We start from the raw sequence: 20,830 nt of genomic DNA, 5'->3' as shown, positions 1-20,830 counted from the left end.
GGGAGTGGAGGGCGAAATATGAATATGAATAACCGTCCAGAGATTCGACCTTTACAAACGGTGACCTTCGCCTTCCTAGGTGCCGAGCGCGCTCGGCTTTCCCCCCTGTGCCGCTTTCCTTCCTCCAGGCCGCTCGCCTACCCCGAGGGTTCAAACCATGGTGAACTGCCAGTGCGGTCTGAGCAGCATGTGCCGTCGTCCATGGAAACGATGTGTCGGATTCAAGCTCGATCGATGCTGCAGTCCCTGCCCTGTGTCTCGTGCGGCCGAGGCAGATCACACACGATAGTTTTGTGACACAGTAGTACTAGACGGTCCGCAAAAGCAAAGGGCCTCCCGGACCGGCGGGTCGACATCACAAGCGAAACCGTTCCCGGTAGGCGGCATACCTCTTTTCTTCCTCCTGAAGATCCAAACCAAAGTCATGGAGGGTATACCGGTGTGTCCCAAAACGGTTCCTTGGGTTCCTGTTCACGAATTCCCGAACCTTGTCCCGAAGTCCGTCGGACAAGGGCAGGTCAAAATGTCCATAGACTCTTTCCACAGCTGCCACCGGGTCAGCGACCAGGTCAGTGTAGTAGAGATCGAGGAAGCGCTCCGAGGGAACGCAGCCGCGGTCGCGCGAACGCAGAGCTCTGCGGAGAGCTTCGGACCATCTTCGACTGCACTCTCGTCCCACTTCAACAGGATCAACATCGTCGCTGAAGGCAGATTTGAGGGTTGCCGTCAGACTGGCGTTGGAGGCGATCACCTCTATGGGGTCGCGGTGTGTCATCACGACACAGGCGTCAGGGTAGGTCTCGAACATCGCCTCGAAATCGAACATGTGAGCCGGCGTCTTCAACACCCAACGCTCCCCCGGACACCGCCACTGCAAGTGCTGCAAGAATCTACGGTGCATCTCGTATGAGGGGCGGAGGTCCTGAGATTCAAGCCAGTCAAGATAGGACGGCAGCCGGTGGCTCGCCACGAACAGGTAGCTCATGAAAGAATGGCCAAGGAGCACGAGACACTCCTCGGGAAGCTCTGCACTGACGGGATGCACACGGTTGACGTCCTGAACCATTCGATGGAACCAGCGGAGCTGACGATCAACCAGGGCAATGCGCCGGTCAACGTGGTACGTCTCTGTCTCCGGCGGCGGGCTGGGGTACAGGGTTTCCCAGGTGCGTGGAACCCGGTTGGCTGGGTCAAGGGCCAGCAGGCCATGGAGAAACGTCGTCCCGGTGCGGGGCAGGCCCGTGATGATGATCGGTCGTCGAATGTGCTGCTCAACGATACCGGGATGACGCCTGCGATCTTCCTGCAGCCGCAAGCGGTTCACCAGGAGCATGGTCAGTTGGGAACGAACGGTCAGTCGCCCTAAAGGGTGAAGATGGGCTTCCGCCTGAAAAGACGAAACGAGGCGGCGGAGGGGTTCTCGAAAGGATGAGTCACCAAAGTCGTCATGGCCAGCCCGGCGGCGTGCCGCCTTTATGAGTTCCTCTTCCTCAAGGCTTGCCAATGTTGCCTGACCGACAGTGCCGCCCAGCGCGTTGATTGTGTGGACGAGGAAGGAGCGTCTCACCGTCCAGCGCTGCCGGGTGGATACCGGCAGACCGCCCCCTGCAGGGGGGAGGACGGTGGGTCTCAGAGGATGAGCGGCGACTTCTTTTCCCTGAATCTCAGCCATTAATGAGAACTGTTGAGGCGCCGGACGTTGCTCACGGCCCTTTTGTAACACGTTCCCTAGGGATTTCGCTAGGGCCAGTGTTCCCTAGCGGACAGGTCGGTGACTCAGATCACACAGCTCTTGTACCCGTTCCTAGCCTGCCGGTCCTCGGGCTGGTACGGACGGCTCATGCCCGTTACTCAAGCCGCACGTTGAGCAGCACCATCAATGACGGCAGGAAGAGCAGCGTCGAAAGAATGAGGAACGCGAGACAGATGCTCAGGAGGATCCCGATGCTCGCAATCCCCTGGTGTGGAGAGAAGGCGAGGCTTGCCGTACTGATCATCGTGGCCAGATTGCTGAACAGCGTGGCGCGGGCCATACTGGATTTCAGCAGGTTGTCCTCCCGTTTCGGGTCTTTCCAGTCGCGGACAATGAATATGACGCCGCTGTGGACCCCGATCCCGAGAATTAGCGGCACAACGATGACGTTGGCGAAATTGAGCGGGACGCCGAGCAACACCGAGGCAGCGGCCGTGAGCAGGAAGGCGAGCGCCATGGGGGTGAGGATCAGCAGGGCCTTGGACCTGCTTCTGAGACCGAGGAGCACAACGGCGCAGATGATGATCACCGCGTACAGCGAGGCCTCCCTGAACGAGGCTGCTATGGCCCTGCCTGCTTCGTACACCGACACAGGGGTGTCGGTCGCGTTCGGCGCCACGGACCTGACCGCACGGACAAATTCTTCCAGACTGGCCAGGTGCGTGATGTTGTCGCGCGGGAACACCTGAATACGGAAGCGGCCGTCCGCGGAGACGTACTGGCTCCGCAATGCTCGAGGAAGGGAGGATGGTCCCTCTACCAGGCTTGGCTGCAGCGATGTCCCAAGTCTCTCAAGCAGCATGGAAAGCCCGGGCGTCAAACTCTCGTCGAGCAGGACCAGGGCGGACAAGCCGCGCCGGCTGTCTTCAAGAAGGCCCCTGAATCTTCTGAGGCTGTCATACAGCTTCTGCGCCGACGCTCTGGTGGAATGCCGGAGTCCGTTGAGATGGCTCTCGAGAGACCGCTCCAGGCGTGCAAGCGCGTGAATGTTTTGCTCATAGGTGGGGCGCGTGACGTGAGGCCGCTCGAGCTCGGGTGACATGAACAGCGCGATGTCGGAAATAAGCTGGATCTTGTCCTGCTGATTGCTCGGGATGAAATCATGTATCGTGACGGCCGTTCTGACTTCCTTCAGGCTCTTCAGCTGCTCGGCGAGACGAAGGGCTTCGTCCTCACCGTCCACAAGCACCGAAATGGTCCAGGGCTGACCCTGAGGGTCATTGAAGAGTTCCTGCATGGTTGCCACAGACTCTGATGACTTGTCGTGGAGGTTGAGGGGGTTGTAGTCGAAGAAGACTCGTGGAACGGCCAAGAGCGAGACCAACGCCCCCAGTGCACCGACGGCGACGACGCCGCGCGGATACCGGTACGGCAGATCGACGAGCCAGGGCCAGGAGGGGTCCCACCGCCGGCACTCCTTCACGGGGAGGACGGTCAGCAGAGCGGGCAGCACGGTTATGTTTCCGAAGAAGCTGATGAACATACTCGACCCTGAGATGAAGCCCAGTTCAGCCACGCCTGCATAGGCAGTGGGAACGAAGGCGTAGAAGCCGAGGGCCGTGGTTGCAGCGCTGAAGAAGAGACTTCTGCCGACACTGGTGGCTGTCGACGTGAGGCTGGTCTGCTGATGGCCGCTTTGCAGCAGCAGCTCCCGATGTCTGAGGCAGAACTGTATGCTGTAGTCGATGCCCAGTCCGATGAACAGCACGGCGAAGGTGACGGAGATCATGTTGAGACTGCCCACGGTGGCAAGCGCGAATGCGGTGGACCAGAGGAGCCCCGTGATCAATGTGACCAGGCTGCAAACGATGAGGCGCCCTGAGAAGTAGAGACCCACAGAAAGGACCAGCGCCACAAGAAGGAGCGACGCGACGGTCGCAATGCCGGTGCTGTTGCGGACTTCGAGGAGGTTCTCGTACGCAAGGGCGAAATCTCCGGTGATCCGCACGCGTGCGGTTCCGGTCTGATTGTAGCCGAACTGCCCGGCAACCCGGCGAATGGTCTCGAGGTGGACGCTTCCCGCAGACAGAGATGCCTCCGCGACTCGTGGCTTCAGGATGATGAACTGGCGGCATTGCCCCGCCGTCTGCTCTGCGCCGAGCGCCAGGCCCTCCCATGACATCTGGTAGACCGTTCCGTGAACCGCGCCGGCGAAGGCGTTGTTCATCCCGTCGAGTAGGAGGACAAGGGTGCGGTCTTGGGCCTCACTGAGATCTTCTTGCTCCAAGGCCTTTTCAACGACCTCGAACAGCCCGCGGAGGCTGAGGTCCTTGGAGAGCAGCGCCAGAAGGGGTTGGGCTGCCGAGAGTCGGTCTCCGAGTCTCTCCAGTTCTTCGGTGTTCAGGTACAGGAGGCCGTTCTGTTGAAAGAACGCTCCGGCCCCTGGTTCATAGACGTCGGCGAAGATCGCCTGTTCGTTCCTCAGTTGCTCGGCTAGAGTTTTCCGTGCTGCCTCTGCCTGTTCCGTGGTGATGCCGTCGATGACAACGACGACGGTGTCGCTCTGTTGTGGAAAGGCCTTGGAGAATTCCTTGTACAATCCGCGGTAGGACAGCTTATCAGACATCATGGCATGGATGTCGGCGTTGAGCTTGAAATGGGCGGCGGAGTAATAGAGGGTCCCAAGCGTCAGCAGGACAGTGCCCACGAGCACGGCGACGGCATGATGCTGAATGAGGAGAACCCAGGCACTCAGCAGGCGCTGTGTGCGGGTAAGGGTAGGCTCGGTGAGCATGGGTGATTCGGATCGGTGTGAGTGTTGGCCCTTCAGCGTATCTCAGTCAGTCAGTGGGTTTTGTCTCATTGGCCATCGCTCCGGGAGAACTCCCGAATCTTTCGCTTGAGCGACGCCACGAGCTCGTCGAAGCCATTTTTATCAAGGACGCTCACAAATTGAGCGCGCGTATTGGCAAGCTGACTCACGCCCGAAATGCGTATGTCCACAATGTGCCAGGCATCCTCCGTCAGTCGCAGACGGTAGTCGAACTCGGTTGCTTTGCCTTGCGCGTTCAGAAGTTTGCTCAGGACTGCAGCGCCGCTTGCCGTCTGGGACTGTTTCGTGATCTCGAAGCGCTCTCCTGCGTAGGCGTGAAAATTCTTCGCATAGTTCGCAATCAACCATTCGGCATAGATTGCTTCAAACTGCCGCTGCTGCTCCTCCGTGAGCGTCTTCCAGTGTCTGCCGACAGAGACGCTCGCCATGTACGGAGGCAAGAAGGTCTCGGTCACGACCGGCTCAAGCAGGCGATAGCGTCCGCTGAACCCCAATTCCTTCCCACCCCTCATGGCTTCGATCAGTGCCTCGTTGAAGCGTGCTATGACTGGGGCGGGCCCTGGCGTCTCACCCCTGATGTGCACAGGCAGAACCATCACCGTGCAGAACACCAGAAGAGAGAAGCCGGCGCTGGCAGGCGTCTTGAGCCACATGAACAGACCTCCTTGCGACACATGTCTCGATACACTCAGAGGGCGGGATGTCCCGCTACTCCATGACATTATCCTGAATCCGGCGTGAAAAATGATCGTTTCCTGGCTTCAGTCTCTCAATTTGCCGCAAGGCCTACCGCCAAAGCAACAATCGGCGACGCGTGGTGGATCGGGATACCTGGGCAGGCCGGTGAGGCGCTGAAACATCCCGTTCTGTCGGAGCAAGCGGGTAATCTCGATCCGGCCGAGTCCGAGAATCATCGGGTATGGCAGCGCCGACACTGTAGCGGTTGTTTCGCTGAGTCGCTCGAATCTGGATGGCCGGTGCGTCTTTGAAGCCGATCCGCGATAAGAATCGATGAAGCAGATGGATGCCCCTGTAATGTGTCAGAGTGGCGGCGCCAAACCTGATCGCAAGCTCCTGAGGTCCCCGAGGCATCGCAGCCAACGCTACCGCATCGGTAGCCTTCGCTGCAAGAGCCCACACTCCGTAGCGGAGGCGTATAATTGGCCGACCAACAACGCTCCATCGCCCCGCTATCCCCTTGGTCACCATGTTCCTGTCTTCGTGTCCGACTTCTCCGCGCGGCGCCTGCTGCTCGCCGGCTCGCCGGTCGTTCTTCGGCTGCCACGCCGACCGCTATTTCGTCCGAGCGTATCCGCGGATTCGGGCGATGGTGTGTTGCATCAACGTGCAGCCTCTGGAGCGAATTATCTTTCTGATCTTTCACCGAGTGAACGTGGAACGGCGTTAGCGCATCCTTCGCCAATGTACAGCGGTGGCGGGATGTTACCGCCTCGTGCAGCAGAGTGACCCCGGATTCCGCAGTGCTCAGTGAAAAAACCTAGCTTAAGAAACATATTAATATTCAATGTCTTAAATTGCCGGTCATTTGTATTGATTCATAATTAAGTATTTCGACGGAATATCGGTTGACAGACCCGCGCAATTAGGAGTATTTAAAAAAATAGCTCACTCTCCACGCGCGGCATCACGACATCAAGGGTGGCGAAATGTTTCCCACTGGCACGTCGGCAACCTCGTCAAACTTTGCGAAGCGAGATTTTACAATGGGACGACGTTCCACCGCACGCGATCCGTTGTTCTTCTTGCTCCATTGCAATGTCGATCGGCTCTGGGCGAGATGGCAACGACAGAACAATCGCTTCAATCCGGCTCAGGCGGCCTCCTAATGACAGCGCCGCCGCGACCCGCATCGGCCATCGCCTGCCTGACACCGACGAGCCCGTGTCATTCGAACAGTACGGTGAGTACGCGGTCTCCCCCACGGGCACGAGTCCGGTTCGTGAATTGCTCGCGACGTTGGTGTGGCTCGGCCCGCACGCGCGCAGCGTTCTGCCTGAAGTGGAGGCGCTGCGCACGCCACAGGGCGGGCTCCCCAGCAAATTGTGGAGCGAGGTGGGCCAAGCCGTGGGGGCGATCCGCGGCGAGGGACACGTCGAGCAGCTCGGCCCCAAGACCTGTTGCACGCGACAGGGCGACTTCGGTAACGCGGTGTCGTGGGCGCTCGATTCCCGGCGAGGCTGCGAGCCGGTTGAGTCCATCGTCTTTGAGGATCATGCGGGCGTTTCGCTCACGTTCAAGGACTTCTTCCGGGGGCACCCCTCCATCGTCGTCTTTTTCTACACGCGCTGCGACAACCCGCTGAAGTGCTCGCTCACGGTCACGAAACTCGCGCGGGTCCAGAAATTGTTGGAGGAGCGGGGGCTCGTCGATCACATCCATACGGCGGCGATTACCTACGATCCCGCGTTTGATCTCCCCCACCGGCTGCGTGGCTACGGGCAGAACCGTGGGGTGCGCCTGGATGCCCGCCATCGCATGTTGCGGACGCCCGACGGGCTCGACGCCCTCCGCGCCCACTTCCAGCTCGGGGTCAACTTCGTGGAGTCGCTGGTGAACCGGCACCGCGTCGAAGCGTACATCCTTGATGCCGAAGGCCGGATCGCTGCTTCCTTCGAACGCACCTGCTGGGATGAGCGGCTAGTGGTGGATCGCACACTCCAGGTGCTGAAGGAGAAGTGAGGAGGCGAAATCTGAGCGGTCGTTGAATCCAACCGGTCCGGCGAGCCATCCTCCCCTCGGTATCGATAGCCAGTAATCGGCGAGAGCAGTCGACAGTTCAGCGAACATCCAGTCGGACAATGAGCCATAAACGCTGGTGGCTCATTTCTCCAAAGGCTTAGTCAAGTACCAAACCTTCCATCTCATCTCCATAAGGTCCTTCCCGGCGGGCGAAGTATGGCGATTTACAACCACGCTTTTCATACGATCTCTCCTGTCGAGCCTGATGAGGTGGGCGGGCGCCGTGCAGCTCATGGCGAAAGGAAGCTGGCTCATGGTCGTTTCTCTTCTCCCGGCAAGCCGGTGACTTCCCTTAACGGCCTAACCTCCACTGTCCCAATGCGAGCACCTGGTACCAGCCTGGCGATACGAACGGCATCATCACGATCCTGAGCTTCGATGAGAAAGTAGCCGGCGAGCTGCTCTTTTGTCTCAGCGAACGGTCCATCGGTTACCGTTGCCTTTCCCTTGCGTACCCGAACGACGATTCCTGTCGCCTCAGGTTGCAGAGGCGAGGCATGGACGTATTGCCCTTTCCCGTCGAGCTGGTGACAGAGCCGGATGGATTCGGCGAGCATGTCCTTCCGCTCGGCTTCCGGGATCTTGTTAAAGGCGTCCTCGTTGTGGTGAACCAGCAACAGATATTTCATGAGTTACCTCTCCCGTGACATAACGTAACATAGTGAGATGAGCTGAAAATCGACAGCTGATTTTCAGGGTTAGACAACCGGCGTCCTTAAGATTGGATTTTCGAGAGCGGCGTTTATGGTTCGCTTCTCAGCAGTTATTGACGAGTTCCAAAGTCGTTTTCCAAAGATTACGAAAGATTACGCTTGATCTTTGAGCGAAATCGAGTAAAGAAATCGCCGAATATGTAAAAGATGGGCGTTTTGATGTGGGCTTTGTGGAAGGAGTGACCTCGGCTGCCGAACTCGAAAGCCATGAGGTGGATTCCAAAGAGTTGGGAGTGCTTCTTCCCCAAAAGCATCCACTATCAACACGAAAGGAGATTCAGTTTCCCGACCAAAGCACGAACGTTTGTGAGCTTCATCGGAAAGCAGAGTGCCTTGTGTTGTCGAACGAAAAAAGTGTTGGACCTGACTGCTGATTTCAAAGGAGACATGTCATGCAAATTCCGAAATCGGTGTCCCGCCGTGAGTTCATACGGCTTTCCGGACTAGCAGCTGGCGCAGCCGGCCTCGCCATTTCGACGATGGGGCGGGCGGCCGACCCACCGAGGGGCGGGCGGGACGCGGATATGGTGCTGACTCAATTGCTTGAGGGCAACAAGCGGTTTATGAAGGGAGATCTTGCTCATCCGCGCCGGAAGCCAGAGGACTTCGTGCCGCTTGCAGAGGGCCAGGCTCCACTTACCGTTATTGTATGCTGTGCGGACTCACGGGTTGCACCTGAGTTGATCTTCGATCAGGGTGTAGGAGATCTATTCGTGGTCCGTGTAGCCGGGAACGTGATCTCCGGTGCGGGCGCTTCTGTGAAGGGAAGCATAGAATATGCCGTTGCGGAACTCAGCGTACGGTTGATCATCGTGCTGGGTCATAGCCAGTGCGGTGCCGTCAAGGCTGCCATCAAGCACATTGATGATAAGGATGCCCTGCCAGGTTCCATCGGCAATCTTGTAGATCTGATCAGACCGGCAGTCGCGATGGTGAAGGATAAACAGGGTGACATACTCGAGAACGCCATTAAGGCCAACGTTGAGCAGGGTGTTCAGCGGCTCAAGCATCTGGAGCCGATCCTGGCCGATTCGGTAAAGAAGGAAAGACTGAAGGTCGTCGGCGCCGTCTACGACTTACACAGCGGTAAGGTCACAGCGTTCGGATGATGAGTTGGTGGGGACATTAGATTCAGATACATCAATGTGCTTAATGAATAGCCTGGGTGTCTCAGTGGCGTACCTCACACAAGAACGAGCTGATCAACTTGCTCGCGAGTGGTTGGAGTCATGGAATTCCCATAACCTGGGTCGCATTATGGGGCACTACAATGAGCAGATCGAGTTTGTCAGCCCTTTCGTCGTGAAACTTCTCAATGATCGGACCGGAACTGTCAGGGGCAAAGAGGCCTTAATAGATTACTTCTCAAAGGGCTTGGCAAAATATCCAAACCTCACATTCCATCTTCACAAAGTCTTTCTCGGCGTACGAAGCCTTACGGTCTATTATGAGAGCGTGAACAACCTCATGGCTGCCGAGACGATGGAGCTCGATGATCGAGGACTCATTACTCGTGTGCTGGCCCATTATGCGCCCAAGTAATCTGGGAACCTGACCAAGCAAGTGCATCGACATCACAGATGCTGCCTGAGAAGTCTGTCCGCTTGCCCATCGCTATTAGCCCAAAGCCTACGTTAGCATGGAGCGGAGTTTTGAAGATCCGATCGGGCGGACTGCGGAGTGCCAGTGCTATGCGACCTATGGAGGTTATCACGATGGGTTTTGGAAAAACGAAACCGATCCTTCGGATATTCGACGAAGAGAAAGCGAAGGAGTTCTACATCAATTTCCTGGGCTTCAGAATCGATTGGGAACATCGTTTTGAGGAAGGCTTACCGCTCTATCTGCAAATCTCAAAGGATGACTGCATCCTTCATTTATCAGAGCATCATGGAGACTGTTGCCCCGGCGCCGCGATGAGGATTGAAACGAACGAACTGGAGGCATTCCAAAAGGCTCTCCTCGCAAAGAACCACAAGTACGCCGGACCGAGAATAGAAGAGATGCCGTGGGGCAGGGATATGTCGGTGACTGATCCCTTTGGGAACAGATTGACGTTTACCAGTGGTGTCAGCTCTTAACCGAACCGGGACGCTTATCGTAATACTGCATCATCGGAATTTCATCACCCCTGATGACAACCTTTGGCCGAGACTTGATCGACCACCAGCGACGCCTATCATATACCTTCCAACGGTTTTTTGATTCGGAGAAATCCGGCGGAATTCTGCTGCTGATCTGCACAGCGATGTCGCTTCTGGTTGCGAATTCCTCAATCGGCGCAGGCTATATGAATCTGTGGCAGACGAATATCGGAGGTCTGAGTCTTGAGCATTGGGTAAACGATGGGCTGATGGCGATTTTCTTTTTGCTCATTGGGTTGGAACTCGAACGCGAACTATACAGCGGTGAACTGTCAGACTTTCGGACCGCCCTGCTTCCGATTGTTGCGGCCGCTGGCGGAATGGCCGCACCAGCCATGATTCATTTCTCCCTTAACTGGGGGACGCCGACGCAAGCCGGTATCGGGATCCCGATGGCTACGGACATCGCCTTCGCTCTCGGCGTTCTGGCCATGCTCGGAAACCGCATTCCCGCTTCGCTGAAAGTATTTGTCGTGGCCTTCGCCGTCATCGACGATCTGGGCGCGATCGTCATCATCGCGACGTTCTATACCGAGGATGTTTCGGTTTGGTTTTTGGCGGGTGCTGTCGCACTGTGGGCCCTGCTTCTGGCGTTGAATCGTCTCTTCCGGACCATGTCCCTCGCACCGTATGTGTGTGGCGGCGCAGTGATGTGGTTTCTCATGCTGAAGTCGGGCGTTCATGCGACGATGGCCGGGGTGATGCTGGCTTTCGCCGTCCCCTTCTCCGCAAAAGACGACGACGAAGAATCGCCCTCGCACAGACTCGAGCATGCATTGCACAAACCAGTTGCCTTCATCATCTTGCCGATTTTCGCGCTTGCCAATACGGGCGTGCCTGTCGGGGAGGATTGGCTGTACGGGTTGACCGGTCCCAACAGCATTGGCATCATTGTCGGTTTGATTGTAGGAAAACCGTTGGGGGTGACATGCCTGTGTATTGTAGCCGTAACAAGCGGCCTATGCCGATTGCCGCTCGGCATGCATTGGCGACATATTGTTGGTGCCGGGATGCTTGGCGGTATCGGATTTACCATGTCCATCTTCATTACCAACCTCGCCTTTGCTGGTAACGCCGAAATCATCAGCGCTTCGAAGATGGCCACTCTTTTGACTTCCTTGATGGCAGGAGCCATCGGGTTTTTGTGGCTGAAACTCTTGAGCAAACCTGGGTGACGGACATGCCGGGCTAGCGAATTGTCATGTCCGAAAATGGCGAGCAGGTGCCGCCCGCTCTGTCTATAATGGCACCCATGACGATTGATCCCGCCACTTGTTACCGCGCATTACGTGCACGCGACACGCGCTTCGACGGACGCTTCTTTGTCGCGGTCTCGTCGACGCGCATCTATTGTCGGCCGGTCTGCACAGTAAAGCCACCCAGATTCGAGAACTGCCGCTTCTATCCGACCGCCGCTGCGGCCGAAGTAGCCGGCTACCGACCTTGTCTGCGTTGCCGTCCCGAGCTCGCGCCGGGCAATGCAAGCGTGGATGCGACAACGCGCGTGGCGCAGGCAGCGGCGGGCCTGATCGAGGATCGTGCGCTCGATACGGACGGATTGGCAGGCGTCGCAACGAGCCTGGGTATCACCGACCGGCATCTGCGCCGTACGTTCAGCGCCGAGTTCGGCGTCTCACCTGTGGAGTTCGCTCAGACACAGCGTCTGCTTCTCGCCAAACGCCTGCTCACCGATACCAGCTTGCCGGTCACTGAAGTGGCGTTCGCGAGCGGTTTTGGGAGCCTGCGGCGCTTCAATGCACTCTTTAGACAACGCTATCATCTGCAACCTGGACAGTTGCGTCGGCGCGTGAACGGCAAGGCAATGCCGATCGCCGATGCTTTGAACTTCGAGCTAAGTTTCCGCCCGCCCTACGACTGGTCGGCGATGAGGGCGTTTCTCCGTGCACGGGCGATTGCCGGTGTCGAGATGCTCGACGGCTTTTGTTACCGTCGCACTGTGCGTGTGACAGCAGAGGGCAAGGACCATTTGGGATGGATCGAGATCGGATTGTCGCCGAAAAAGCCGGCGCTCCATGTCGTTGTCTCTTCTTCGCTGGCCCGGGTTTTACCTCCACTGCTTGGGCGTATCAAGGCGCTCATGGATCTGTCCTGCAATCCGACAGAAATCGCAGGAGTGTTGGGCGAATTGGCGCAGCGTCGTCCCGGCATACGGGTTCCCGGCGCCTTCGACGGATTCGAAGTTGCGGTACGTGCGATTATCGGGCAACAAGTGGCCGTTGCTGCGGCACGGACCATCGCGGGCCGCCTTGCCGCGGCGCTCGGGGATCCGATCGAGACGCCGTTTGCGACACTGACGACGGTATTCCCTTCCGCTGCACGTGTGGCGAGCGTGGCGGTCGACCTTATCGCACGACTGGGCATGCCGGCGGCGCGTGCACGCACAGTGATCGCGCTTGCGTGTGCCGTAGCGGACGGCGATTTGATCCTGACGCCTCACGCAGATCTCGACGCGACGATGGAACGGCTGCGTGCGCTGCCTGGCGTAGGGGAGTGGACGGCGCAGTACATCGCCATGCGGGCGCTTGCATGGCCGGATGCGTTTCCTCATACCGATCTCGGCATCATGAAGGCGCTGAAGGAGAAAGATGCGCGCCGCGTGCTCGAAGCCGGTGAAGCCTGGCGGCCGTGGCGCGCGTATGCCGTGATGCAGCTCTGGCATTCACTGATCAAGGAGTAATCATGTTGTGCTACGACTATTATCAAAGTCCCCGTGGACGCATATTGCTGGTTGCCGATGACCAAGCGTTGACGGGTGTCTATTTCGCCGGTCAGAAATATCATCCCCGCATCGACAAGAAGTGGAAACGAGCCGATAAGCATGAGCCGCTACGGCAGGCCAAGCGCGAGCTGTCGGAGTATTTCGCCGGCAAGCGGACGCAGTTTTCAGTCAAAGTCGCGCCGCAGGGCACGCCGTTCCAGCGCGCGGTATGGAAGGCGATTGCAGGCGTCCGGTTCGGTCAAACCATCGCGTATGGCGAACTGGCACGGCGAGCTGGACGGCCGGGTAGTGCACGAGCGGCCGGTGCCGCCACCGGCCGCAACCCGATCAGCATCATCGTGCCTTGCCACCGCATCGTCGGCTCGAACGGTTCACTCACCGGCTACGCCGGAGGGTTGGCGAAAAAGCTCGCTCTCCTGGCGTTGGAAGGGTGCGTCTAGGCTTTGCAGCGACGGCTAGCCAGCGGGTCTGAGCCTTGGTCATTGGCATGATAAAGAGATAGCCACATGAACGCTTTACTTTCTTGCCGTGCAGCGTCAAAGGCCGATCTCCCTGAAATACTCCGGCTCTATGCACAACCGGATTTAGATGATGGGAAGGTGCTTCCTCTATCCGAGGCCGAGCGCATCTTCGAACGTATGGCGCGCTACCCCGACTACACGATTTATGTCGCGGTTTGCAACGACCAAACCGTGGGCACGTTCGCTCTGCTGATCATGGACAATCTGGGCCATTGGGGAACGCCGTCGGCCGTCATCGATGACGTAGCGGTCGATCCGGCTTGGCAGGGACATGGCGTCGGAAAGATGATGATCCACTATGCACTTGAAGTAGCTCGTGAAAAGGGTTGCTATAAGGCCGCGCTTTCCTCGAACCTGAAGCGTGAGCGGGCGCACGCTTTCTACGAATCATTGGGCTTCGAACGTCACGGGTACAGTTTTCGTGTCAGCCTCCAACGCTCAGGCGACCAATGAGCATATGAGAAACGATTTCGGCAACTTCTATAAGCCTGAATAGAGATGCCGCACCCATCCACATTTTTCCATGGAGACCAGAGGATGAATAAGCCCATGTCCGAACGACCCGATCAGCAAGTTTCGCATGTGGCAGCCCATGGCTGTCCAGCCAGCTCGGATCACGACCGAGAAGTCCCGGAGATCGATCTGCTCAGCAGGCTGACGATCAGAGGGATTACGCTTCGAAACCGGATCGTGATGTCCCCCATGTGCCAGTATGTCGCGATGGATGGATTAGCAAGCGATTGGCATCTGGTCCATCTCGGCAGCCGTGCCGTCGGCGGGGCGGCGCTGGTGATGGTCGAGGCCACTGCCGTTAGCCCGGATGGCAGGATTTCGCCAGGAGATATGGGGATCTGGGGGGATCAACATATCGAGCCGCTCGCGCGCATTGCGCGATTTATTCACTCCCAAGGGGCGGTTGCTGGCATTCAGTTGGGCCACGCCGGGCGAAAGGCCAGTTGTGAGCCGCCTTGGAAGGGAGGAGCGAGCCTCAAGATGCCTGCAGTGGGTGGCTGGACCGTCCTCGGTCCTAGCCCGATTCCGTTCAATGACGGCGACCCGAAGCCGATGCCCCTTGATGAAGCCGGTATCGATGAAATTGTCGCCGCGTTCGAGGCCGCCGCCCGTCGAGCCATCATGGCCGGATTTCGGGTGATCGAGATCCACGCGGCCCACGGGTATCTGTTGCACGAGTTCCTGTCACCCTTGAGTAATCACCGAACGGACCGTTACGGGGAAAGCCTGGAAAACCGGATGCGGTTTCTGCTCCGAATCGCCGAGAGCCTGCGTCAACTATTGCCAGCGGAACTTCCTCTCTTTGTACGGATTTCAGCCACTGATTGGGTAGAGGGCGGCTGGGATGCCGAGCAATCGGTGGTCCTCGCCAAGCATTTGAAAGATCTCGGTGTTGATCTGATCGATGTCTCTTCCGGGGGGTTGGTGCCCAAGGCACGTATCCCGGTGGCCAAGGGGTACCAAGTTCCGTTCGCTCGGAAGATCCGGGACGAGGCAGCAATCATGACTGGTGCGGTTGGGATGATCACCGAGTCTCACCATGCCGATGAGATCGTGACCGGCGGGGATGCCGATGTGGTGTTCATTGCTCGAGAACTGCTCCGGGAGCCGTACTGGGCGCTCAAGGCGCAGCAAGAACTTGGCTCGGAACCTTCATGGCCTATCCCCTATGGGTATGCCGTCAAGCGGCGAGCGAAGTAACATTGGATACCGGCGATGTTCTTGGTGAGCGTCGGGCCGTGGCTGTTTGTAAATTGGTTGACGCGTGACTCAGGTTTTACTTCAAGATGACTAGCCCTATTGGCGAAAGCCTAACTACACCAGAAGTTTATCTGTGTGAACTCGTGCCTCTCCTGCGGCAGATCAGTGTGGGGCCTTGTGGCATGGCGATCGGTGGCTCCTACGCCAAGGGAGACGCTGATGCACTATCCGACATCGACGTATACCTTTTTGCAGAGCAAGTTCACTCGGGTCCGCAGAGAAGCGAATTGATCGCGAAGACTGTCGGTGCCGACTCCCAAGTTGATTCGTGGGGGCAAGATGCTCCATTTGTCGAATGCGGTACCGATTTCTGGTATCGAAATCGCCGCGTGGAGTGTTGGTTGCGGAATTCGCAGGAGGTCGAGCGTACGATCACATTGTGCCAACAGGGGAAAATTCGGCGGGACTATGTGGGTTGGACCGTCATGGGGTTCTTCAACTACGTTCTTCTCGCCGATATTCGAACGATGCAGATCATCGAAGATCCGTATGCGACACTGGCGCGTTGGAAAACAGATGTGGCGACTTATCCGGAACCGATGCGGCAATCGATCCTTCATCGGTTTATGCGTGAGGCCATGTTCTGGCCGGAGAATTTCCACTATCGAACTGCCGTCGAGCGAGCCGACATTATTTACACGAGCGCTCTTGTGCAGCGGGTCGTGCAAGCTGTTATTCAGGTGATTTTCGCGCTCAACCGCGAATACTTCCAGGGGGAAAAGAGACTCGCACAAGCATTGGTAAAATTGCCGCTGCTGCCAAAAGCATTCCCGGTCCGTTTACAAGCACTTGTCTCTCCAGCTACCGGTTCTGGTGTTGAGCAGTTGCGGGAACAGCGGAGAGAATTATGTGCGCTTGTGGCTGAGGTTCAGAGCCTGGTTTTAGCTCAGGGCGGAACAGCCGAAGATTAGGGTCACCCCAACTGTAGAGGGCCGTCAGGCCAGTAGGAGAGTCGAGCAATTAGGAGAAGACCAATATGAAGGTTACGGACATCGCATTTACCGTCTATCCCGTCACTGACTTGAAACGTGCCCGCCAATTCTATGAGACGACCTTGGGACTTACGGAGTCGCGGTTCTTCGGGAACGAGAAGCAGGGTTTTGTCGAATACGACATCGGGCCGGGGACGCTCGCGATCGGTATTGGAGCGCCGGAGTGGAAGCCCTCACGTGGCGGAGGGTCTGTGGCACTTGAAGTAGACGATTTTAATGGAGCGATCAGCCGGCTTCGAGAGTGCAGCTGCACATTTACGCTTGAGCCGATGGAGACTCCCGTCTGTCACATGGCGGTAGTCTTAGATCCCGATGGGAATTCTGTGATGATTCATCAGAGAAAAACGGGATGAATACGTTGCTTTTTGGGGTACCAATCGCACGGGAGAAAGCGCGGTCTAACCGGATCGCGAAATGTAAGATGTAACCTTATATCCTTTTCTGTGCAATGTAGAACTTTCCCGAGCTGTACTAATATGAATTGAGACCTAAGTTGATCTTGTAGTCGTCTCGGTAGTGAAAACGGACACCACGCAGATCATCCTTGCGCTGTATCCAGGAATGACCGCGCTTCCGCGACCACAGCACTCAGTTCCTGGCCGCTTGACAAATGGGGAGCACTACAGGACATTGAGTGGGAACAAGCTGAGAAGCGCAGCCTGATTGCGCATCAGAGGGCAACCTGTGGAACCAAGATAGAGAGTTTTCTAGCGAGTAAGCGACAACGTTCTGGAAGTATCGCAGTATCAGTGTTCATGAATAATGTGGGTGAGGGTTGACACATACCGCAGAGTTCCAGCTAGAGTCACCGCGAGCTGATCATGAATCATAAGAACGGGTCTTCAAATCGGCATAGATAGTGACTTATACCTCATATGACCCAACAGGCTGCGCATAACATCGTCGATTCCACGTTTGCATTCATTGGATGCAGTGAGGTGCAGGAAAGCCTTGGGCAACAGGCGGATGACGAGAAAGAACTTGCCGAACTCGTCGAAGAGGTCCCGCTCGATTCAATTCATTTCCATACCCATAGCTATTTTCTCAGGCATCGCTTCATCGAGCGGGCCTATCCGAATGATTTTTCCCAATGGGTCGTGATGCAGGTCGGAGATCATGTGCTGGGCGAACGGCTTGCCGTGGTCGATCCATTCGACTATCCGAACCTGGAGGATCTGCGGGAAGAGATTATTTCGATCATCGACGATCATCTGTCGCGAATGTCCATTATTCCCCGTGTGGTGTTCGGCGAGCCGTTCCATTTCAAGCGCTCCCGGATTCTGGAAGTGCCGATCGGCCTGGAAGCGAGGTCCCTAGCGGAATTTCGACAGGTGGTGGCCGAAGTCGATGTCAGCGCGATCTATTTCCACATGTTCGAAGCGCATTTCCGGTTGGGGCGAGAAGAAAGCGACTTCTCGGCCTGGATCCGAACGGGCCTCGGCTTGCATGAACTGGCTGATCGTATCCGCTCCATCAACCCGTACTTGGGAAGCCTTGAGCGCCTACGGTCGAGTCTCATCACGGCGTGCGATGAGTTTCTAGGGAAACCATAGTGAAGAATCTCTTGATCTGATGATCTGTCGAATTGAAGAACGGATTAACTCTCAGCAGATCAACAGATCGACAGATTCGGTAGTTTGGCCATGCTGAACCAAGATCCCCTCTGGTACAAGGACGCCGTGTTCTATGAGCTGCACGTACGGGCCTTCTACGACAGCAATGACGACGGCATCGGGGATTTCGCCGGCCTGATCGAAAAGCTTGATTATCTCGAGTGGCTCGGAGTGGACTGCCTCTGGTTGCTGCCGTTTTATCCGTCGCCGTTGCGCGACGATGGCTACGATGTTGCTGATTTCACCGCTATCGCGCCTTCGTACGGCTCCACCGAGGTGTTCCGCCGTCTGCTCGATGCGGCCCATCAGCGCGGCATGCGCGTCATCGTCGATTTGGTGTTGAATCACACGTCCGATCAGCATGCGTGGTTTCAGGAGGCCCGCCGGTCGCCGCAGGCTCCGACACGGGATTACTATGTCTGGAGCGAGACGGATCAGAAATATACAAAGGCACGCATTATCTTCGTGGATACGGAAAAATCCAATTGGACCTGGGATCCCGAGGCGCACGCGTACTATTGGCACCGGTTCTTCAGCCATCAACCGGACTTGAACTACGACAATCCCGCGGTCAAGCAAGCCATGATGGAAGTCATGGAGTTCTGGCTGGATCAGGGGCTCGACGGATTCCGCTGCGACGCAGTGCCCTACCTGTTCGAGCGCGAAGGCACGATCTGCGAGAACCTGCCCGAGACTCATGCCTATCTGAAGGAGATTCGGAAACGGATCGACGACCGGTACAGCACCAGAATCCTCCTGGCGGAGGCCAACCAGTGGCCGAGCGACGTGCGTCCTTATTTCGGGAACGGTGATGAATTTCACATGGCCTTTCATTTCCCGCTCATGCCGCGCCTGTTCATGGGACTGCGCAGCGAGGACCGCCGGCCCATCCTCGATATGTTCAAACATACGCCGCCGATTCCATCGAATTGTCAGTGGTGCCTTTTTCTGCGCAATCACGACGAGTTGACGTTGGAAATGTGCACCGGCGAAGAGCGGGATTACATGTATTATGCCTATGCCCGCGATCCCCAGGCGCGCCGCAACGTCGGCATCGCGCGCCGTCTCGCGCCGTTGCTCGAGAATGATCGGCGCAAGATCGAGCTGCTGAACAGTATTGTGTTCACCTTGCCCGGCACGCCGATCATCTATTACGGCGATGAAATCGGCATGGGAGACAACATTCATCTGGGCGACCGTAACGGTGTGCGGACGCCGATGCATTGGACCGCGGACCGGAACGCCGGCTTCTCCAAAGCGGATCCCGCGAAGTTGTTTCTTCCGCTCGTCACCGACCCCGTCTACGGCTACCAATCGATCAATGTGGATACACAAAAGCAGACGCCGCATTCGCTGCTCCATTGGATGCGCCGCATGATCGCGATCCGCAAGCGGCACAGGGTCTTCGGACGGGGTACGTTGGAATTCTTGACACCGTCGAACGAAAAGATCCTGGCTTATCTGCGGACCTACGAGGGGGAGACGGTGCTTCTGGTCCACAATCTGGCGGAGTCGGCGCAGGCCGTGGAGCTGAACCTGACGCGGTTCAAGGGTATCGTTCCGGTCGAGTTGTTCGGCGATTCGCGATTTCCGCGGATCGGGGATCATCCATATGCGCTTAGCCTAGGCCCTTATGGCTTCTATTGGTTCAGCCTGCCGACGGTGCGATCCTGGGAGAGCACCTATAACCTCGAATGGAGCGCGATTTGACATCAGCGGAACAGAATAGACCGGAGAAAGAAGACAGTGCTATGACCACCGCGCTCGATGACTACCGGGAAGTATCGCCGAAGGGAACGGTCGACTTCCTCTACCGGCTGAGTGACTTGGTCAAGGGGCGAAGCGTCGTGCATGTGAGCGCGGTCCGCTATGGTGGAGGGGCGGCGGAGGTCTTGCGACGCGTGGTGCCGATGCTGACGGCGTTGGGCGTGGAGGCACGTTGGGAAGTCATTGCGGGGACGCAGGAGTTCTTTGCGGTCGTCAAACGGCTCACCGACGCCTTGCAAGGACGAGACGAGAAGATCACCGAGGACATGTATCAGACCTTCCGGGAGATCAATGAGCGGAACGCGAAAGCGCTGAACCTCGAAGCGGACATGATCATGATCCACGACCATCAGCCGGCCGGCATGGTTGAGTATCGGGCGAGCGGGGCTTGGCTGTGGCGCTGCCACCTGGATCTGTCTCAGCCACAACGGCGCGCCTGGACGTTTTTGCGGCGGTATGCAGTGAAGTACGATGCGGCTATTTTTTCATTGTCCGGCTTTGCGCAACGGCTGCCGATCCCGAAGTTTCTCATGTATCCCTCGATCGATCCGCTGAGCCCGAAAAATCGAGAGATGAGCAGATCCGAAATCAATCAGATCGTGGATCGGCTGGGTATTCCGCGAACCAAACCGATCATCCTGCAGGTGGCAAAGTTCGAGCGGTTTAAGGATCCGCTCGGCGCTATCCAAGCGTATCGCATTGTGAAGAAGCATCATGATTGCCGATTGGTGCTTGCGGGGGCCGGGGTCATGCACGACCCGGAGGGCGAAGCGGTGTTGGCCGAAGCGCGTGAGGCGGCGGGACGGGATCCTGATATTCATCTGGTGCAGCTGCCGCCCGAGGCGGATCTGGAGATCAACGCTTTGCAACGAACGGCTACGGTCGTGATGCAGAAGTCCATCAGGGAAGGATTCGGCGTGACGGTCTCCGAAGCGATGTGGAAAGGGAAGCCGGTGGTCGGAGGAAACGCCGAAGGGATCGCGGCGCAAATCATCGACGAGGTGACGGGATATGTCGTCCATTCCGCCGAAGGGGCCGGATTCCGCCTGCGGCATTTATTGAATAATCCTGGATTGATCGCCCGCATGGGAGCAGCGGGGCGGGAACACGTGCGCCGGAATTTCTTCATCACCAGGCAATTGGGCGATTTCCTTACTTTGTTGAAGATCATGCCGCTGCAGTGACGAAGGAAGTTCTGAGTCATGAGTGCCGAGTGCTGAGGTGCAAAGATGCCCAATCAGCGCTTCACGCTCGCTCGCCTCGCCGCGAAGCCGAGGGCCT

The 20,830-nt window shown here is 57.4% G+C and carries 19 protein-coding genes; 15 read left to right on the top strand and 4 right to left on the bottom strand.

The features are described 5' to 3' along the window. Nucleotides 1-355: 355 nt before the first annotated feature. The 3 genes from P0120_04225 to P0120_04215 form a co-directional block, all read right to left on the bottom strand. Nucleotides 356-1,672 (bottom strand): sulfotransferase, encoded by a 1,317-nt coding sequence (locus P0120_04225; GenBank protein MDF0673539.1) that lies wholly within the window; start codon nucleotides 1,670-1,672, stop codon nucleotides 356-358. 175 nt (nucleotides 1,673-1,847) lie between these two features. After that, entirely contained in the window at nucleotides 1,848-4,487 is a 2,640-nt protein-coding gene (locus tag P0120_04220; protein ID MDF0673538.1) for an MMPL family transporter, read from the bottom strand. Between the two features lie 65 nt (nucleotides 4,488-4,552). Beyond that, entirely contained in the window at nucleotides 4,553-5,179 is a 627-nt protein-coding gene (locus P0120_04215) for an ABC transporter substrate-binding protein (protein ID MDF0673537.1), read from the bottom strand. Between the two features lie 84 nt (nucleotides 5,180-5,263). Here P0120_04215 and P0120_04210 point away from each other — a divergent pair, with 84 nt between their 5' ends. Together P0120_04210 and P0120_04205 are read left to right on the top strand one after the other, a co-directional pair. After that, nucleotides 5,264-5,515: a hypothetical protein gene (locus P0120_04210; GenBank protein MDF0673536.1), complete on the top strand. Its 252-nt coding sequence runs from the start codon at nucleotides 5,264-5,266 to the stop codon at nucleotides 5,513-5,515. A gap of 913 nt (nucleotides 5,516-6,428) precedes the next feature. Next, nucleotides 6,429-7,226 carry an SCO family protein gene (locus P0120_04205; protein ID MDF0673535.1) on the top strand — a complete coding sequence of 266 codons (798 nt, stop codon included), beginning with the start codon at nucleotides 6,429-6,431 and terminating at the stop codon, nucleotides 7,224-7,226. Nucleotides 7,227-7,537: 311 nt separating this feature from the next. Here P0120_04205 and P0120_04200 read toward each other — a convergent pair whose 3' ends face one another. Further along, complete coding sequence (locus tag P0120_04200; GenBank protein ID MDF0673534.1) at nucleotides 7,538-7,915, bottom strand: YciI family protein; 378 nt, start codon at nucleotides 7,913-7,915, stop codon at nucleotides 7,538-7,540. Between the two features lie 476 nt (nucleotides 7,916-8,391). On the opposite strand from P0120_04200, the gene P0120_04195 reads away from it, so the two are divergent. The 13 genes from P0120_04195 (at nucleotide 8,392) to P0120_04135 (ending at nucleotide 20,733) form a co-directional block, all read left to right on the top strand. After that, complete coding sequence (locus P0120_04195; GenBank protein MDF0673533.1) at nucleotides 8,392-9,108, top strand: carbonic anhydrase; 717 nt, start codon at nucleotides 8,392-8,394, stop codon at nucleotides 9,106-9,108. A 64-nt stretch (nucleotides 9,109-9,172) separates the two neighbouring features. After that, nucleotides 9,173-9,541 (top strand): nuclear transport factor 2 family protein, encoded by a 369-nt coding sequence (locus P0120_04190; protein MDF0673532.1) that lies wholly within the window; start codon nucleotides 9,173-9,175, stop codon nucleotides 9,539-9,541. A gap of 173 nt (nucleotides 9,542-9,714) precedes the next feature. Beyond that, nucleotides 9,715-10,080, top strand: coding sequence for a glyoxalase superfamily protein (locus P0120_04185; GenBank protein ID MDF0673531.1), 366 nt, complete (start codon nucleotides 9,715-9,717; stop codon nucleotides 10,078-10,080). 53 nt (nucleotides 10,081-10,133) lie between these two features. Continuing rightward, the gene (nhaA, locus tag P0120_04180) at nucleotides 10,134-11,318 is read left to right on the top strand and encodes a Na+/H+ antiporter NhaA (GenBank protein ID MDF0673530.1); all 1,185 of its coding nucleotides are present in this window, start codon (nucleotides 10,134-10,136) and stop codon (nucleotides 11,316-11,318) included. 77 nt (nucleotides 11,319-11,395) lie between these two features. Continuing rightward, nucleotides 11,396-12,841, top strand: coding sequence for an AlkA N-terminal domain-containing protein (locus P0120_04175; GenBank protein ID MDF0673529.1), 1,446 nt, complete (start codon nucleotides 11,396-11,398; stop codon nucleotides 12,839-12,841). Between the two features lie 2 nt (nucleotides 12,842-12,843). After that, complete coding sequence (locus P0120_04170; GenBank protein MDF0673528.1) at nucleotides 12,844-13,323, top strand: methylated-DNA--[protein]-cysteine S-methyltransferase; 480 nt, start codon at nucleotides 12,844-12,846, stop codon at nucleotides 13,321-13,323. A 66-nt stretch (nucleotides 13,324-13,389) separates the two neighbouring features. Next, entirely contained in the window at nucleotides 13,390-13,857 is a 468-nt protein-coding gene (locus P0120_04165; protein MDF0673527.1) for a GNAT family N-acetyltransferase, read from the top strand. 84 nt (nucleotides 13,858-13,941) lie between these two features. Continuing rightward, nucleotides 13,942-15,117, top strand: coding sequence for an NADH:flavin oxidoreductase/NADH oxidase (locus P0120_04160; GenBank protein ID MDF0673526.1), 1,176 nt, complete (start codon nucleotides 13,942-13,944; stop codon nucleotides 15,115-15,117). A gap of 470 nt (nucleotides 15,118-15,587) precedes the next feature. Further along, nucleotides 15,588-16,088, top strand: a complete 501-nt coding sequence (locus tag P0120_04155; GenBank protein ID MDF0673525.1) for a DUF4037 domain-containing protein — start codon at nucleotides 15,588-15,590, stop codon at nucleotides 16,086-16,088. Between the two features lie 65 nt (nucleotides 16,089-16,153). Then, nucleotides 16,154-16,522, top strand: coding sequence for a VOC family protein (locus P0120_04150; protein ID MDF0673524.1), 369 nt, complete (start codon nucleotides 16,154-16,156; stop codon nucleotides 16,520-16,522). A gap of 522 nt (nucleotides 16,523-17,044) precedes the next feature. After that, nucleotides 17,045-17,722, top strand: a complete 678-nt coding sequence (locus tag P0120_04145) for a DUF5752 family protein (GenBank protein MDF0673523.1) — start codon at nucleotides 17,045-17,047, stop codon at nucleotides 17,720-17,722. 90 nt (nucleotides 17,723-17,812) lie between these two features. Continuing rightward, on the top strand, nucleotides 17,813-19,492 hold the full coding sequence (gene treS, locus P0120_04140; GenBank protein MDF0673522.1) for a maltose alpha-D-glucosyltransferase: 1,680 nt from the start codon (nucleotides 17,813-17,815) through the stop codon (nucleotides 19,490-19,492). A 41-nt stretch (nucleotides 19,493-19,533) separates the two neighbouring features. Next, on the top strand, nucleotides 19,534-20,733 hold the full coding sequence (locus P0120_04135; protein MDF0673521.1) for a glycosyltransferase: 1,200 nt from the start codon (nucleotides 19,534-19,536) through the stop codon (nucleotides 20,731-20,733). Nucleotides 20,734-20,830: the final 97 nt, after the last annotated feature.

The organism is Nitrospira sp., from assembly GCA_029194675.1.
In the GTDB taxonomy this organism is placed as follows: Bacteria; Nitrospirota; Nitrospiria; order Nitrospirales; family Nitrospiraceae; genus Nitrospira_D.
Note: the sequence above shows the minus strand (reverse complement) of the source record. Positions and strands in the feature narration are given on the sequence as shown.

Excerpts from the sequence above, each read along its gene's own strand:
- P0120_04175 (MDF0673529.1), top strand. The coding sequence starts at position 11,396 with ATGACGATTGATCCCGCCACTTGTTACCGCGCATTACGTGCACGCGAC.
- P0120_04160 (MDF0673526.1), top strand. The coding sequence starts at position 13,942 with ATGAATAAGCCCATGTCCGAACGACCCGATCAGCAAGTTTCGCATGTG.
- P0120_04220 (MDF0673538.1), bottom strand. The coding sequence starts at position 4,487 with ATGCTCACCGAGCCTACCCTTACCCGCACACAGCGCCTGCTGAGTGCC.
- P0120_04215 (MDF0673537.1), bottom strand. The coding sequence starts at position 5,179 with ATGTGGCTCAAGACGCCTGCCAGCGCCGGCTTCTCTCTTCTGGTGTTC.
- P0120_04200 (MDF0673534.1), bottom strand. The coding sequence starts at position 7,915 with ATGAAATATCTGTTGCTGGTTCACCACAACGAGGACGCCTTTAACAAG.
- P0120_04165 (MDF0673527.1), top strand. The coding sequence starts at position 13,390 with ATGAACGCTTTACTTTCTTGCCGTGCAGCGTCAAAGGCCGATCTCCCT.
- nhaA (MDF0673530.1), top strand. The coding sequence starts at position 10,134 with ATGACAACCTTTGGCCGAGACTTGATCGACCACCAGCGACGCCTATCA.
- P0120_04145 (MDF0673523.1), top strand. The coding sequence starts at position 17,045 with ATGACCCAACAGGCTGCGCATAACATCGTCGATTCCACGTTTGCATTC.
- P0120_04150 (MDF0673524.1), top strand. The coding sequence starts at position 16,154 with ATGAAGGTTACGGACATCGCATTTACCGTCTATCCCGTCACTGACTTG.
- treS (MDF0673522.1), top strand. The coding sequence starts at position 17,813 with ATGCTGAACCAAGATCCCCTCTGGTACAAGGACGCCGTGTTCTATGAG.
- P0120_04195 (MDF0673533.1), top strand. The coding sequence starts at position 8,392 with ATGCAAATTCCGAAATCGGTGTCCCGCCGTGAGTTCATACGGCTTTCC.
- P0120_04185 (MDF0673531.1), top strand. The coding sequence starts at position 9,715 with ATGGGTTTTGGAAAAACGAAACCGATCCTTCGGATATTCGACGAAGAG.
- P0120_04225 (MDF0673539.1), bottom strand. The coding sequence starts at position 1,672 with ATGGCTGAGATTCAGGGAAAAGAAGTCGCCGCTCATCCTCTGAGACCC.
- P0120_04170 (MDF0673528.1), top strand. The coding sequence starts at position 12,844 with ATGTTGTGCTACGACTATTATCAAAGTCCCCGTGGACGCATATTGCTG.
- P0120_04135 (MDF0673521.1), top strand. The coding sequence starts at position 19,534 with ATGACCACCGCGCTCGATGACTACCGGGAAGTATCGCCGAAGGGAACG.